This window comes from Baekduia sp. Peel2402, assembly GCF_052567285.1.
This window is the reverse complement of the sequence record NZ_CP199582.1, coordinates 4,241,407-4,256,754: the sequence shown is the minus strand read 5'-3', so window position 1 is coordinate 4,256,754 and position 15,348 is coordinate 4,241,407. Positions and strand designations below refer to the sequence as shown.

Here is a 15,348-nt window from a genome sequence, read left to right as displayed (position 1 = left end):
CGGTCACTGCCCTTTCAGCTTCAGCGCGAAGCGGTGAAACGCCGCCCACGCCGGCTTGCGCGAGCCGTCCACGTGGATCAGCCCGAACGAGCCCTCGCGGTCGAACTGCGGCTTGACCACCAGGTCGCGCAAGCGGTACACGAACACCGCGTCGACCCGCGGGTAGCGCACGCGCACGAGCTCCAGGAACGACGCGAGGTCGATCGCCTGGCGCTTCTCGCTCACGCAGCCGCCATGGATCGTGCAGGTGCTCCAGCCGATCTCGGTCACCCAGATCGGCAGCTTGGTCGCGCCGTGGGCGTCCAGGACGCCCTGTAGCTCGTCGAGCGCGTTCTGCCCGAAGCCCAGCGAGATGTTGTAGGGGTGGGCGGCGATCCCGTCGGCGCGCGTCAGGACCTGCGGGTCGGCGGCCAGCAGGCGCCCGAGCCAGCGGCCGGGAACGCCGGGATGACCGGCCGCGCTGGTGTCCAAGGCCAATAGGAACCGCGCGTCGCGGTTGGCGCTGCGCCCGCCCTCCACGCCCGCGCGGAAGAGCGCCGCGTAGCGCGTCGCCGAGGTCTGGTCGTCGACCTCCTTGCCGGCCAGGTAGGGCTCGTTCCACAGCTCGAACCAGACCGGCGCCAAGTTGTCGTCGTACTGCGGGTGCGCCTTCCAGAACGTGCCGCCCACGCCGTAGCGCGCGACCGCGTCGCGAACGTAGGCGCCGTAGGCCTCGGTGCGCGTCGGCAGCCCGCCGTTGGGGCGCGCCGCCCACGGCGGCGTGTCGGACAGCAGCGGCAGCACGCGCAGCCCCCGCGCGGCGGCCGCGGCGAACATCCGGTCAAACGCCACCCAGCGCCGCGCGCCGCGCTTGGGCTCGACCACCGACCACAGCAGCTCCTCGCGCAGCCACGGCGCGCCCGCGCGCTTGATGAGGTCCTGCTCGCGGCCCATCGCGGTGCCGTAGCCGACGGTGTTGGCGACCATCCCGAGCCGCAGCGCGTGCGTCGTCGCCGCGCGGCCGTCGTTGCCGCCGCAGCCCAGCGCAAACGCCGCCACGAGCGCGGCCAGGACGAGGATCACGGCCGCGCGTCGCATCACGCGCGCTTGAGCAGCAGGCCCTTGAGCTCGTGCGGCTCGACCGCGCGCAGCCCGAACAGGAGCGCCGGGTAGGCGATCGCCGCCGCGGCGGCCAGCGGCCACAGCCCGGCGCCGAGCTGGTCGAGGCCGAACAGGATCGCCAGCAGCAGCAGCGCCGCGGCCAGCACGTTGGGCAGGCGGCCGGGCGAGAGCTCGCTGAACCCGCCCAGCTCCTTGACCACGTAGTAGCCGCCCGTGCTCACGACGACGACCTCGGTGGCCAACGTCATCCACGCCGCGCCCTCGAAGCCGTACTTCGGCACGAGGATCAGGTTCCCGATGACGTTGACGACGAGGCCGGCGAGGCCGACGACGATCTGCTTCTGCGCGATGCCCAGGGTGAGCAGCAGGTTGCCGGTCAGGTAGCCGAAGCAGATGAAGACGAACGCGCCGCCGAGGGTCGGCAGCGCGGGTGCGGCGGGTGCGAACTCCTCGCCGAAGAAGAGCGTGACCAGCGGCGTCGCGGCGACGGTCGCAAACGCCAGCGCGCCGAACGCGCCGATCGCCAGGAACTCGGCGGTCAGCGTGACGATCCGCAGCATCCGCTGGCGATCCGCGGCGTAGAGCCCGGCCATGATCGGCGCGAGCGTCGTCAGCACCGACACGGGGATGAAGTGCGCCTGCTCCAGCACGCGGTAGACCGCGCCGTAGTAGCCCGCCTCCTGCGCGCCGGCCTGCTCGAAGACGATGATCTGATCGATGCGGGCATAGGCGTTGACCAGCAGGCCCGCGACGCCGAGCGGCGCGCCGACCTTGATCAGCCGCACGATCGCCGCCCGCGACGGCTTCAGCTTGAAGCGCATGATCTTGAACGCCGAGAAGGCCTGCATGAACGCGGTGATCGTGGTGACCCCGGTCATGGCGATTGCCATCGCCACCAGGCCGCCGCCCGCGAGGTAGATGGCCAGCACGCACGCGCCCCAGAGGACGCTGTTGATCGTGAGGATGATCATCGGCACGCGGTTGTCGACGCGCAGCTGGTTGACCACCGACAACGACGACCCGACGCCGAACGGGAACTCGATCAGCAGGATCACCCCCGCGATCAGCATCGCGTGGCTCTCCTGGATCAACAACAACACGACGAAGCCGACCGCGATCACCGGCAGCGTCAGCGCCAGCCGCGTGACCATCAGCGCGCCGACCCAGTCCTCGGCGTGCGCGGGATCCTGCGCGGCCTCCCGGACCGCGACCGACTCCAAGCCCAAGGACGTGAAGAACGCGACGAGCTGGAAGGTCGTCAGGATCGTCATCCACTGGCCGTAGCCGGTGTCGCCGAGCGTGCGGACGACCAGGGCGGTGACGACGATCCCCAGCGCGAGGTTCACGACGCGCGTGAAGACCTGGATCGCGACGTCGCGGAACGCGCGCTCCCGGCTGGGCACCGCGAGCGGAGCCGCTTCGAGCGGCTCGGTGGCGGGAGCGTCGGTCACGAGGCGCGCAGGCGGGCGAGCTGCGCGTCGAGGAACGCATCCAGCTGCCGGTGGACGGCGGGCTGCATGCGGACGTTCTGAAGCGTGTGCGAGTCGGCCGGCCCGCGGATCTCCGACACCGTCACGTTCGGCCAGCGCGCCAGGCGCCCGAGGTGGCCCGAGCGCTCCAGCTCATCCTGCAAGGGCTCGCCTTCGGTGAAGCGCAGGCTCAGCTGCGTGCCCTGGTCGCGCAGCGTGTCGAGCGCGAGGTCGAGCGGGTCGCCGCCGATCTGCTTGGCCTTGAGCTTGTCGAGGACCTTGCCCGGGATCGTGCGGACGACCTTCATCAGCGCGCCCCACGTGCGGCGCACGCGCCACCAGGTCAACTTCCCCGCCTTGATCTCGGCCCAGATCTGCGCGGGCCCGAGGTGGCTGAGGCGATGGACCTCGGCGGCGCCGCCCAAGGTGTCGTCGAACAAGAGCATCCGCGTGTTGAGCAGGTCCATGGCCTGGATCCGCGGGTCCTTGACCGCGTTGTTGAAGGACCAGTACGACGACGAGCACATGCCGATCAGCTCGAACTGCGCAGGCAGGCCGTAGCTCGGCAGCGCGTCGAGCGCGATCCGGACCTGCTCGACGAGCGCGTCGTCGTAGAGCGCCCACTCGCCGTTCCAGGGCGTTGCGGGTCCTCCGCCTTCGCCGATGCCGATCAGGTCGATGCGCGCCGACGGGATGCCGCGCGCCGCCCATCGGCGAGCAGCTTCCAACCACATGCGGTTGGCGCCGATGCGGCGCTCGGCGCCCACGTTGAGGAAGACGACGGTCAGCGGCCCGAGGTCGGCGGCGCGGTCCGGATCGGCCGGCGTGGCGATGATCCCGAAGAGCGCGCCGTCGTGGCCGGGCGCCTCGATCGCGATCGGGGTCTCGCGGATCGCGTGGCCGTCGACGGTCAGCTCCGCCGTCGGCGTGGTCTGCACCGCGGCCGGCGCGGCCGGCGCAGGCCGCTCGCCCACGCGCGTCTCCGTCAGCCAAGCCGAGACCACCGCGAACGTCTCCTCGGGCGCCAGCGAGCGGTGCGGCTCGTCCATCAGCTCGGTGTAGCCGGGGCCCTCGGCAGCGGTGACGCCGACGCCGGCCTCCTGCAACGCCGCGTGCAGTTTGGCGTCGACCGCGATGCCCTCGCGGCCGAGCAGCAGCACGTGACGGCGGGTGGCGTCGGGCCAATCGGCCTTGGCCAGGTCGAGGCCTTGCAGCCACGCGACGGTCTCGGCGGTCATCAGGAACCCGCCGCTCTCCAGCGCGCCCTCGGGCAGCGGCGGCATCGTGTCCGGGTCCCAGGCGAAGCCCTCGGTCTGCGAGACGGCCAGGCGCGCGAAGGCCTTCAACTCGCGCACGAGCGCCTTGCCGCGCGACGGCGAGCCCCAGAGGACGAGGTCGTCGACCTCAGCGCCCTCGATCAGCGACTGGGCGGCGATCAGCCCACCGAGCCCGAGCGCGATCGCGACAACGCGCCGCGCACCGGTCTCCGCGCGCAACCAGGAGGCCGCGCCGGCGACCGCCGCGGTCCACGACTCGGCGCGGCCGGGGTCGCGCGGCGAACCGCCGCTGTCGCCGCTGCCGGGCAGGTCGATGCGCAGCGACGGGACGCCCTCGGCCGACAGCGACAGCGCCCACATCCGCAGGCCGCGGTAGGCGCAGACGTCGTCGTAGCCGAACGGCGGCAGCAGCAGGACCGCGTCGCCGGTGGCCTCGCCGGCCTCCACGGCGTGGAAGACGCCGAAGACCGGATCGGCCTGCTCGCCGACGTGCAGGTACAGCGGCCGCGGCGCCGGAACGGTGCCGCGGACGGGAACGGGTGCGGGGCCGGTCACGCTCATCTCACTCTGCCACACCCATCGGCCCCGTCCGGGGCGCCTTGAGCCGTGCTCCTACCGCGTCCTCGTCACGCTGCCGGTCCACGCGCCGGTCAGCCGGACCTTCAGGCCCGACGTGCCCAGCTGCTTGGGCAGCTTGAGGGAGTAGGCGCCGAAGCGGTCGGTGCGCAGCGTCGCGCGGTAGGCGAGCGTCCCGTGCACCCAGGCGCGCAAGGTGTAGAACTCGGTCTGCGACGCGGTGCCCTTGACGGTGACGCGGCCGCGCTTGGCGGTCAGCTTCTTCATCTTGGGCTTGGTGATCGCCTTCTTCTTGCCGCCGAAGACGTCGCGCACCGCGTTGAAGGACGGCTTCTTGACGCCGGAGGACGTCAGCAGGCCGAACTGGTAGGCGTCGGACTGGTCGTAGACCGTGTAGACGATCGCGGCCTTGACCCAGCTGACCTTCTGGATTGCGCGCAGCGTGTCCACCAGGTTGGCCGCCTGGCCCGCGCGCGTGTTGCACGCGTGGTCGATCTTGTAGGCGGGGCCGCCCTTGGAGTAGCACGAGGTGAAGCCGAACTCCGCCAACCACATGGGCTTGCTGTCCCCGTTCTTCTTCTGAACCGCACGCGTGGCGGTCAGCGCGGACAACGGCAAGTCATAGAAGTGCACCGAAAGCGCGTCATAGCTGCCCTTCAGACCCGCGTCGTAGAGCGCCTGAAGCCACTTGCCGTTGGCGCCGACGAACGAGCCGGCGAGCACCGGGACCTTCGGCGCGACCTGCTTGACCGCCGGGTAGACGGCCTTGGCCATCGCGACGTAGCCCTTGATCTTGTTCGGACCGGCCCAGTACAGCTCGTTGGCCTGGTCGGGCTCGTTCCAGATCTCGAAGGCGGCGAGGTTGGCCGCGTAGCGCTGGGCCAGGAAGGCGGAGAAGCTGACGTACTTCGACACGTCAGACGGCGGGTAGCGCGTCGCCTTGACGGTGTTCGCCGCGCCGGCGGCGCAGCTGCCCTTGTCGGCGTAGGACGAGGCCCAGCACGGCGTGGCGTCGATCATCAGCAGCGTCTTGATCCCACGCTGGGCGGCGCCGTTGATCGCGTGGTCCAGCGCGGCCAGCTCGGCGGGGTCGCGCTGACCGCTCGTGGAAGGCTCCAGCAGCGACCACAGGGCCTCGATGCGGACGACCTTCGCGTTGGTCGACTTGGCGATGTCGAGCGCCTGGTCGATCGAGGCCGGGGTAGCGGCAGCGAAGCTGGGAACGCCCTGCACGCCGTAGAGCGGCTTGGCCGCGGAGGCGGCGGACGGGAGGGTTACAAGGGCAGCCGAAACGGCCACGACAACGGCAAGGACGCGGGGGATCACGCCTACCAGTGTGACACGGGAATCCGGCGGACTTGCCGGAACGGACGTTTCAGCGATCCCGCGCCTGGCGGGCCAGCTCCGCCAGCAGCAGCTTGGAGTGCAACGCGCCGAGCAGCTCGCGGAGCGGCTCGGTGCCAGAAGCGATGATCTCGGCGGCGCGCTCGGCCTCGACCTCCCCGGCCAGCCGGCCGAGCATCGTGGCGATCTCCTCCTCGACCAGCGGCTGCAGCGCCTCGCGGTAGCGGAGCGTGTCGTAGACCGTGAAGCCCAGCGTCTCGTCGTAGCCGCCCGCGCGGAAGCGGACCATCGCCTCGATGATCGCGACGTCGTCGGCGTCGTAGCCGCGCGCGGTCGGGGTCAGGATCTGGAGCTCGACGAGGCGGTCGAGCACGTTCTGGGGCAGGTCGTAGCGCGCGCTGATCTCCGCCGCGCTGACGCGCTCGGACTCGCGCTGCTCCAGCGCGCGCTCGATGATCTTGTCCTCCAGCTCGACCAGCGCCAGCGCGCGGTCGGGGTCCTCGTCCAACATCCCCTTGATGACCTTCAGGGGCATGAAGCGATCCTCTTGGAGGCGCTTGATGAGCGTGATCCGCTCGACGTAGCCCGGCGGGTAGTAGGCCATGTTGCGCGACGTGCGCACCACGCCCTCGCCGTCGCCGAGCAGCCCCTCGCGGAGGTAGTGCTTGATCGTGCCCGCGCTGACGCCGCTGCGCTGGGCCAGCTCGCTCATCTTGAGGAGGCCTTGGTCGTTCACTGGGCGAGGAAGGTATCTCCGGTCGCAGATGCCGCCGCGGCCGCGACGGCCCCGGAGTCCAGGAGCGCCGCGATCGCGTCGTCGTCGTAGCCCGCTTCGCGCAACACCTCTTCGGTGTGCTCGCCCAGCGCCGGGCCGCCGCGCCGGACCGCGCCCGGCGTTCGCGACAACTTGACCGGGAAGCCCAGGCCCTTGACCGTCCCGGCCCCGGGCTGCTCGAACTCGATGACCATCTCGCGCGCCTTGACCAGCTCGGAGTCCAGTGCCTCTTCAACCTCGAGCACCGGTTCAAGGCAGCAGTCGTGCTCGTCGGCAAACGCGGCCCACTCGGCACGCGTGCGCGTCTTGAAGATCTCCTCCACCTGCGCGTGAGCCTCGCTGCCCGGGCGCTCGAACTGCTTCTCGATCAGGTCGGGCCGCCCGACGCCGTTGGCCCACGCCGCGAAGAACTTCGGCTCCAGCGCGCCGAGCGTCACCCAGCCGTCGGCGCATTCATATGGCCTATAACAAAGCAGGGAGCCGCTGAGCATCTCCGAGCCGCGCCGGGGCGCCTCGCCCGCGGCGAAGACGCGCGCGGTCACCATCGCCAGCCACGACAACGCCCCGTCGAACATCGAGGCGTCGACGAGCTGGCCCTCGCCGGAGCGGTCGCGCTCGCGCAGCGCGGCGAGGATCCCGAACAGGCCCATCAACGCGCCGCCGCCCAGGTCAGCGATCTGCGCCCCGGCCTGGACCGGCGCGCCGCCCTGCTCGCCGCCGAGCGCCAGGACGCCGTTGAGCCCCAGGTAGTTCATGTCGTGCCCGGAGCGGTGGACGTTGGGGCCGGTCAGGCCGTAGCCGGTGATCGCGCAGTAGACGATCCGCGGGTTGCGCGCGCGCATGACCTCGTAGCCGACGCCGAGGCGGTCCAGCACGCCGGGGCGAAACGACTCCAGCACGACGTCGGCGTCCTCGACGAGCTTGAGCAGCACCTCGCGGCCGGCGTCGCTCTTGAGGTCGATCCGGACCGAGCGCTTGTTGCGGTTCAAGGACAGGAACAACGCGGACTTCGCGGTCTCCTCCGCGCCCTCGAACGCGGGCGGCGACCAGCGGATGTAGTCGCCCATGCCGGTGTCCTCGACCTTGATGACGTCGGCGCCGAAGTCGGCGAGCAGCAGCGAGCAGAAGCCGCCGGGCAGCAGGCGGGAGAGGTCCAGGACGCGCAGGCCCTCGAACGGGAGACCGGTCATGCGGACACCCGCGCCTTCAGCCCGAGCAGCGCCCGCGCCTCCTCGACCGTCGCCGGGCGCCGCCCCGCGTCCTGCGTCATCTGCCGCGCCTTGGCGATCAGCTCGCCGTTGCTGTTGGCCATGGTCCCGTCGGGCAGGTAGAGGTTGTCCTCCAACCCCACGCGGATCGAGCCGCCGAGCGAGAGCGCCGCGGCAAGCAGCGTCCACTGCACGCGCGAGATCCCGATCACGCCCCAATGGGCCGCCACGCCTTCGGGCAAGTTGTCGGCCATCGCCGCGAGGTTGCGCGCGGTCGGCGGCACGCCGCCGACGACGCCCATCACGAAGTCCGCGTGCAGCGGCGCCTCCAACACGCCCATGTCGATCAAGGGCGTGAGCGAACCGACGTGGCCGAGGTCGAAGCACTCGTGCTCGGGCTTGATCCCCAGCTCCTTCATGGCCTTCAACAACGCGATGATCTCGTCGAACGGGTTGGCGAAGACCGTCGAGAAGACGAAGTCCTTGCGGCGCGCCGAGTACTTGGCGTAGTTCATGGACCCCATGTTGAGCGCGGCGACCTCGGGCGGACAGGCCTTCAGGTACTCGATCCGCTTTTCGACGCTGACGCCGATCGTTCCGGTGGAGAAGTTGAGGATCGCGGCGTCGCCGACCTCGGCGCGGATCGCGTCGTGGATCGCGGTGAAGTCCTCGGCCTCGTAGCTCGGCGTCCCGTCCGGCTTGCGCGCGTGGATGTGGATGTGGACGCCGCCCTCGTCGACGATCCGCCGCGCCTCGGCGGCATACTCCTCGGGCGTGTACGGGATCGCCGGACACTGGTCGCGGTTGGCCAGCGCGCCAGAGATGGCGCAGGTGATGACGACGGGATCCTCGAGGCTCAAGGCGGTTCGCTCGCTCCGATGGGGCAGCAGGTGGAAAGTGGGACGTGCCACTTCCTACTTTGTCGTACTCCCACGCCGTCCGTCAAGCGCGCGTCCCTCTATCGGGGGATGAGGGAACGCGAACGACATCCGATCGTCCCGGTTGTATGCGCTTCTCGATTGGAGTCAAGCTGGCTGCCGCCTTCGGCGCGGTCCTGCTCATCACCGCCGCCCTCGGCCTGCTCGGCCAGAAGGAGATCCGGACGGTCACCTCGCACGCGATGACCATCAACGACGAGACCGTGCCCAGCGTCTCGAACATCGACGATGCGCTCACCGGCATCGAGGTCTACCGCCAAGACCAGTTCCGGCTGATCGCCTCCGCCGACTCAGCCGTGCTGGAGGCCGACCTCGTCAAGGACCGCCAGGCCGTCGCCGCCGCGTTCCGCGCCTACCGCCCGCTGATGCAGGACGACCTCGACCGTCGCTCGTTCGCCGCCGTCTCCCAGGACTGGGCCGCGTACCGCACCGCGACCGCCGAGCTCACCGCGCTCGCCTCCGCGGGCCGCGACGCCGAGGCCTTCGCGCTGATGAACGGCACCGAGACGAGCTTCGCCAAGCTGGAGAAGGACCTGAAGGCCTGGGGCGACGACGCCGACTTCGACGGTGACGTCGCGGCCAAGCACGCGCTTGAAGCGCGCGACCGCGCCGAGCGCACCACCTGGATCCTGCTCGCGCTCGGCCTGCTGCTCGGCGCCGCGGTCGCGACGCTGATCACCCGCGCGATCCGCTCCGCGGTCCGCACGATCGTCGACCGCCTCGACTCGCTCAGCGAGCGCGACACCGCCGACCTGCGCGTCGGCCTGGACCGCATGGCCGAGGGCGACCTCACGCACGAGGCGACGCCGGTCACGCCCGCCATCGACACGTTCTCGGGCGACGAGCTCGGCGACGCGGCGCGCGCGGTCGAGACCGTCCGCGTCAACACGGTGGCCTCGCTCGACGCCTACAACTCGACGCGCCACGAGCTGTCGGCGCTGATCGCCCAGGTCGCGGGCGCCTCCAACACGGTGTCGGCCGCCTCCACGCAGATGGCGTCGACCTCCGAGGAGACGGGCCGCGCGGTCACCGAGATCGCGGGCGCGATCGAGGACGTCGCCCAGGGCTCGACCCGCCAGGTCAACTCGATCGAGCAGATGCGCGGCATCGTCGACGAGGTCGGCGAGGCCACCGGCCGCTCGGCGCAGGAGGCCTCCGACACGGCGCGCGTCGCCGATGACGCCCTGCAGATCGCGGCCGCCGGCGCTGAGGCCGTGCTCGGCGCCGACGACGCGATGGTCTCGGTCCGCGACGCCTCGGCCCGCGCCGGCGAGGTCATCCGCGCGCTGGACGCCAAGTCCGCCGAGATCGGCACGATCGGCTCGATCGCCGAGCAGACCAACCTGTTGGCCTTGAACGCCGCCATCGAGGCCGCCCGCGCCGGCGAGCAGGGCAAGGGCTTCGCGGTCGTCGCTGACGAGGTCCGCAAGCTCGCCGAGGAGTCCCAGGACGCCTCGCGCTCGATCGCCGCGCTGGTCGCCGAGATCCAGTCCGACACGCAGTCGGCCGTCGGCGTCGTCGACGAGAGCGCCAAGCGCACCGAGGACGGCGCGGCCGTCGTCGCCGAGGCCCGCTCGGCGTTCGAGCGCATCGGCGCCTCGGTCGAGGACGTCACCGCCCGCGTCGGCCAGATCGCCGCCGCCGTGCAGCAGATCGCGGCCTCGGCGGCCTCGGTCGGCGAGCGCGTCAGCGACGTCGCCGCGGTCGCGGAGGAGTCCTCCGCGGCGGCCGAGCAGGTCTCCGCCTCGACCCAGCAGACCTCGGCGTCGGCCGAGGAGATCGCCGCGTCCGCCGCCGACCTGGCGTCGACGGCGAACGAGCTGGAGCGCCTCGTGGCGCGCTTCGAGCTGGCGGTCGGCGCCTAGCGCCTACCGCCGCGAGGCGAGGAAGAAGTAGATGAGCTGGCTGAGCGCGGCGACGAACGCGGCCACGTAGGTCCACGCCGCAGCGTTCAGCACCTTCTTCGCGCCAGCGAGCTCGTCGGCCTCCAGGAGGCGGCCGTCGTTGAGCGCGACGAGCGCGCGCTTGGAGGCGTCGAACTCCACCGGCAGCGTGATCAGCTGGAAGGCGACGATCGCCGTGAACAGCGCCAGGCCGATGTTGGTCAGGCCGGTCGCGCCCAGGATCAGCCCGACGAAGATGATCGGGATCGCGAACGACGAGCCGATCGAGGCGACCGGGACGAACGTCTGGCGCACCCGCATCGGCAGGTAGTTGCGCGCGTCCTGGATCGCGTGGCCGGCCTCGTGCGCGGCGACGCCGAGCGCGGCGACGCTGCTGGCCTGCCCCACGTCCGCGCTGAGGTTCAGCGTGCGGTTGCGCGGGTCGTAGTGGTCGCTGAGCGTGCCGTCGACCGCGCGGATCTCCACGCCTTGGAGGCCGGAGGCGCGTACGACGGCCGCGGCCGCCTGGGCGCCGGTCATGCCGTTGCGGACCGGCACCTGGCTGTACTTCGCGAAGGTTCGCTTCACCATCGTCTGCGCCCACAGGCCGAGCCCGAGCGGGACGATCATGGTGACGAGCCACACCGTTGTGAGGGATGACATGGCCTTGACGGTAGGCCGCGTGGCTTAGGCCACTCTAAGCACGCAGCGATGCTGCCTAGTCGAAGTCGAGCAGGTCCTCTAGGAAGGACTTGCGCTTCTTCTTCTTGTAGTGCTTCTCGCCGCCGCCGTCGTAGCGGCGATCGTGGTCGCGTGCTGGGGGCGGCGGCGCCGTCGGGCGTCGCCCCTCCATCTCGCGGTAGAAGTCCTCGTCGGGATCCGCCGAGGACAGCTGGCGCTCCTTGACCAGGATCTTGTCCAACTCGCCGCGGTCCAGCCACACGCCGCGGCACTGCGGGCAGGCGTCGATGAGCACGTCCGAGCGCTCGATCTCGACCAGCCGAGCGTCGCAGTTGGGGCACTTCATCGGGTGCTTCACGCACCGGACGGTAGCTCAGACAGGGACCACGCCGTTGCGCTTCCAGGGGCGCTGGACGCGCTTGCCCTCGGCCATCTCCAGGCCGCGGCAGATCGTCGGGCGGGTCTCGCGCGGGTCGATGACGTCGTCGATCATCGCGTTCTTGGCCGGGATGTAGGGGTCGATGATCTGCTTGTAGGCGGCGATCAGCTCGGCCTTCTTGGCGGCCGGATCCTCGGCGGCCTCGACCTGCTTGCGGAAGACGATCTCGACCGCGCCCTCGGCGCCCATCACCGAGATCTCGGCCGACGGCCAGGCGACAATCAGGTCCGGCTCGTAGGCGCGGCCGTTCATCACGTAGTAGCCGGCGCCGTAGCCCTTGCGCAGCACGACCGTGATCTTCGGGACGGTCGCGTTGGCGACCGCGTAGAGCATCTTGGCGCCGTGACGGATGATGCCGGCCTGCTCGACCTTGGTGCCGACCATGAAGCCGGGCACGTCCATCAAGAAGACGAGCGGGATCCCGAAGGCGTTGCAGAGGTTGACGAAGCGAGCGGCCTTGTCGGCGGAGTCGTTGTCGAGGATGCCGCCGAGCTGCTTGGGCTGGTTGGCGACGATGCCCGCCGGGCGCCCGCCGAAGCGCGCGAAGCCCGTGATGATGGTCTTGGCGAACTGCGGCTTCATGTCGAAGAACTCGCCGTCGTCGGTGATCTTGGAGATCACGTCGTACATGTTGTAGGGCTTGCGGTTGGACTCGGGGAGCACGTCCAGCAGCTCCTCGTCCATGCGGTCGATCGGGTCCGAGGTCGCGCGCTGCGGCGGCGCCTGCTCGTTGTGCGACGGCAAGAACGACAGGTAGGCCTTGATCTTCTCGATGCACTCCTGGTCGTCGGCGACCTCCAGGTCCCCCACGCCCGACTTGCGGCAGTGCACGCGCGAGCCGCCGAGCTCCTCCTGCGTGACGTCCTCGCCGACCGCGGCGCGCACGAGGTGCGGGCCGGCCAGCGCCATCGACCCGCGGCCCTTGACCATCGGCACGAAGTCGGCCAGCCCCGGGATGTACGCCGTGCCCGCGGCGCACGGCCCCATCAGCGCCGCGACCTGCGGGATGACGCCCGAGGCGACGACCTCCTCCTTGAAGAGGTGGCCGGAGCCGGCGAACAGAGAACCCACCGCCTCTTGGATCCGCGCGCCCGCCGAGTCCAGCAGCCACACCATCGGCATCCGCTTGCTCAGCGCCAGCTCTCGGAGACGAGCCACCTTGATCTCGCCGGTCATGCCCATCGACCCGGCCATCACCGTGAAGTCATAAGCCGCGATCGCGACCTTCCGCCCCTCGACCAGCCCCCACCCGGTGACGACCCCATCCGCCGGCGCCTCCTTGTCCTCCAACCCGCGCACGGAGTAGTGGATCCCCGCATGAAGGCCCAGCTCGTTGAACGTGCCGGGATCCACCAGCAGATCGATCCGCTCCCTCGCCGTCAGCTTCTCCGCCGCATGCTGTCGCGCGATCCGCTCCTCCCCACCACCGAGCATCGCAGCCGCTCGCCGCTCGGCCAGCTCCTCGACCAAAGGCCTCAACAGGGACGTGGGGGCGTTCGTGACGTCACTCATCAGAAGTAGGAAGTCCTACTTCCCACTTCGCCGCGCGTCAAGCGGCGGCGACGACGACACGATGCCTATCGCGGCGCTGAGGGCGCTCGGCGCGGGGCGTGCGTGGTGGTGCGTTGCGTTGGAGAGGATCCGGCGAAGGAGTGAGAGCGCTGTGGCGTGGCGACCGCCTGCGGTCGTCCTCGGGCTGCTTCTCGGGCTCGGGGGAGCGTTCGGGGCCGTTTTCGGGATCCGGGTCGCGTAGACCGGAATAGTTCCGGTCTACGCGACCCGCATCCCGAAAACGGCCCCTATGGAGCGCCGTCAGGGATCCGGGTCGTTTTCGCGTCGTATATCGACGCTAAAGCGACCCGGACCCATCGCTTCGGCCCCGAACCGCCCGCCCTGCGCCCGGCCAGACACCCGAGGACGACCAACAGCGGTCGCCACGCCCCAGCGCTCACTCCGTTCGATGACCCTCTCCAACGCCCGAAGCCACCGCCAACGCCCGAGCTGAACGCCGCTACTGGGCGACCAGCGGGTCCACGGCGGTGGCGATGAGCTCGACCAGCGCGGGGTCGTGGAAGCCGGTGATCTCGCAGCCGAGGAGGTCGGCGGAGTCGGCGAGCTCGGTGAGGAGGGTGCGGAGGCCGGCGTCGGAGAGGCCGCCGGGTGAGGGGAAGGGCGAAGGGATGATGGAAGGGTCGAGGATGTCGAGGTCGAGGTGGACGAAGACGGGGCGGCCGCGGAGGGCGTCGGCGAGCAGGCCGGGGCGGGTGATGCGGGTCACGCCGCGGGTCTCGAGCAGGACCGACTCGGGGCCTTCGACGTCGCGCAGGCCGCAGGTGACGACGGCGGTGGGATCGAGCGACGGCACGTCACCCAACCCGGCGTCCCAGAGACCGCAGGCCGCGGCGAGGCACATGCCGCCGAGGTAACCGCTGACCGTGGTCTCGGGCGTGTTGAAGTCGGCGTGGGCGTCGAGCCACAGCACCGTCACATCGGGCGCGTAGCGGGCGACGACCGGCAGCGTGGTGACGCTCACCGAGCAGTCAGCGGCGATCAGCACCGGGCGCCGGCTCGCCGCCAACGCGTCCTCGACCTGGCCGCCGGCCTCCAGCAGGCAGCCCCGGGACTCGCGCAAGTCGTCTTCGAAGCGCTGCACCTTCATCGGCGACGGCGACCCGATCAGCCGTGCGTCGACGTCGTGGCGCATCGCCAGCTCGCGCGCCAGCGCCTCGGTCCCGGCCGCCGCGTCCTCGACGCGCTCCGAGGACCGGCACAACATGCCGACGATGCTCAACGGCCGGTCCACACCGGATCCCGCTTCTCGAAGAATGCGCGCACACCCTCCTGGATGTCCTCGGTCGAGAACGCCAGTGTCAGGTTGTGATGGAGGAACTCGAGCGCCTCCTCGAAGGGCATGTCCTGCTGGCGGTACATCGCATCCTTGCCAAGGCGCATCAACACGGGGGACTTGCCCGCCAGCGTGCTAGCCCACTCCCCCACGGCGGCGTCGAAGTCCGCAGCCGCGACGACCTTGTTGACGATCCCGATCCGCTCCGCCTCCGCGGCGCTGATCCGGTCGCCCAGTAGCAGCAGCTCGTTGGTCTTCTTGCGCCCGATGTTGCGGTAGATCAAGGCCATGATCATGAACGGGAAGACCCCGACGTTGATCTCGGGCGTCCCGAACGTCGCGCTGTCTTTGGCGACGATCAGGTCGCACGCCAGCGCCAACCCGAGCCCGCCCGCCAGCACGTGCCCGTTGGCCGCGCAGATCGTCGGCTTGCCCAGCTCGCCGATCAGCTGGAACAGCCGCGGGAAGCGGTCGGTGCCGAAGTGCTTGTGCACCAGCGGGACGTCCTCGGCGAACCCGGCGAGGTTGCCGCCGCTGCTGAAGACCGTCTCGTGCGTCGACGTCAACACGACGCACCGCACCGCGTCGTCGTCGCGCGCGGCCCCGAACGCCGCAAGGAGGTCATCCAACACGGCATCGCTCAGCGCGTTGCGCGTCTCGGGCTGATCGAGCGCGATCGTCGCGACGCCGCGGTCGTCGATCTCGTAGCGGACGGTCTCGTAACTCATGGGCGGGGAGCAAAGCATGCTCGGGCAGCAGGCGGGTGTGCCCATCCGGCACACTAATGCTCCACTTAGTTAGCGGTGAGCGTT

At 70.5% G+C, this 15,348-nt stretch carries 13 protein-coding genes; 1 reads left to right on the top strand and 12 read right to left on the bottom strand.

Annotated features, from left to right (window positions below):
• Window positions 1–3: 3 nt before the first annotated feature.
• The 7 genes from ACT01A_RS20850 to ACT01A_RS20820 are packed head-to-tail and all read right to left on the bottom strand — an operon-like array spanning window position 4 to window position 8,610.
• Window positions 4–1,077 carry a hypothetical protein gene (locus tag ACT01A_RS20850; protein ID WP_445149019.1) on the bottom strand — a complete coding sequence of 358 codons (1,074 nt, stop codon included), beginning with the start codon at window positions 1,075–1,077 and terminating at the stop codon, window positions 4–6.
• Window positions 1,077–2,552: a flippase gene (locus ACT01A_RS20845; protein WP_445149018.1), complete on the bottom strand. Its 1,476-nt coding sequence runs from the start codon at window positions 2,550–2,552 to the stop codon at window positions 1,077–1,079. Before ACT01A_RS20845 ends, ACT01A_RS20850 begins: the two co-directional genes overlap by 1 nt.
• Window positions 2,549–4,402: an alpha/beta fold hydrolase gene (locus ACT01A_RS20840; RefSeq protein ID WP_445149017.1), complete on the bottom strand. Its 1,854-nt coding sequence runs from the start codon at window positions 4,400–4,402 to the stop codon at window positions 2,549–2,551. The genes ACT01A_RS20845 and ACT01A_RS20840 overlap by 4 nt, the downstream gene beginning before the upstream one ends.
• A gap of 57 nt (window positions 4,403–4,459) precedes the next feature.
• Window positions 4,460–5,749: a cellulase family glycosylhydrolase gene (locus ACT01A_RS20835; RefSeq protein WP_445149016.1), complete on the bottom strand. Its 1,290-nt coding sequence runs from the start codon at window positions 5,747–5,749 to the stop codon at window positions 4,460–4,462.
• Window positions 5,750–5,798: 49 nt separating this feature from the next.
• Window positions 5,799–6,479: a MerR family transcriptional regulator gene (locus tag ACT01A_RS20830; RefSeq protein WP_445149015.1), complete on the bottom strand. Its 681-nt coding sequence runs from the start codon at window positions 6,477–6,479 to the stop codon at window positions 5,799–5,801.
• A 20-nt stretch (window positions 6,480–6,499) separates the two neighbouring features.
• Complete coding sequence (locus tag ACT01A_RS20825) at window positions 6,500–7,732, bottom strand: CaiB/BaiF CoA transferase family protein (RefSeq protein ID WP_445149014.1); 1,233 nt, start codon at window positions 7,730–7,732, stop codon at window positions 6,500–6,502.
• A complete protein-coding gene (locus ACT01A_RS20820; protein WP_445149013.1) occupies window positions 7,729–8,610 on the bottom strand; it encodes a 3-keto-5-aminohexanoate cleavage protein in 882 nt (293 codons plus the stop codon). The genes ACT01A_RS20825 and ACT01A_RS20820 overlap by 4 nt, the downstream gene beginning before the upstream one ends.
• Before the next feature lie 146 nt (window positions 8,611–8,756).
• On the opposite strand from ACT01A_RS20820, the gene ACT01A_RS20815 reads away from it, so the two are divergent.
• Window positions 8,757–10,553: a methyl-accepting chemotaxis protein gene (locus ACT01A_RS20815; protein ID WP_445149012.1), complete on the top strand. Its 1,797-nt coding sequence runs from the start codon at window positions 8,757–8,759 to the stop codon at window positions 10,551–10,553.
• Window positions 10,554–10,556: 3 nt separating this feature from the next.
• Here the strand turns inward: ACT01A_RS20815 and ACT01A_RS20810 are convergent, their stop codons facing one another.
• The 5 genes from ACT01A_RS20810 to ACT01A_RS20790 form a co-directional block, all read right to left on the bottom strand.
• Window positions 10,557–11,234, bottom strand: a complete 678-nt coding sequence (locus tag ACT01A_RS20810; RefSeq protein WP_445149011.1) for a zinc metallopeptidase — start codon at window positions 11,232–11,234, stop codon at window positions 10,557–10,559.
• A gap of 55 nt (window positions 11,235–11,289) precedes the next feature.
• Window positions 11,290–11,610 (bottom strand): TFIIB-type zinc ribbon-containing protein, encoded by a 321-nt coding sequence (locus ACT01A_RS20805; protein WP_445149010.1) that lies wholly within the window; start codon window positions 11,608–11,610, stop codon window positions 11,290–11,292.
• 15 nt (window positions 11,611–11,625) lie between these two features.
• The gene (locus ACT01A_RS20800) at window positions 11,626–13,203 is read right to left on the bottom strand and encodes an acyl-CoA carboxylase subunit beta (RefSeq protein WP_445149009.1); all 1,578 of its coding nucleotides are present in this window, start codon (window positions 13,201–13,203) and stop codon (window positions 11,626–11,628) included.
• A 499-nt stretch (window positions 13,204–13,702) separates the two neighbouring features.
• A complete protein-coding gene (locus ACT01A_RS20795) occupies window positions 13,703–14,467 on the bottom strand; it encodes an arginase family protein (protein ID WP_445149008.1) in 765 nt (254 codons plus the stop codon).
• A gap of 11 nt (window positions 14,468–14,478) precedes the next feature.
• Entirely contained in the window at window positions 14,479–15,264 is a 786-nt protein-coding gene (locus ACT01A_RS20790; RefSeq protein WP_445149007.1) for an enoyl-CoA hydratase/isomerase family protein, read from the bottom strand.
• Window positions 15,265–15,348: the final 84 nt, after the last annotated feature.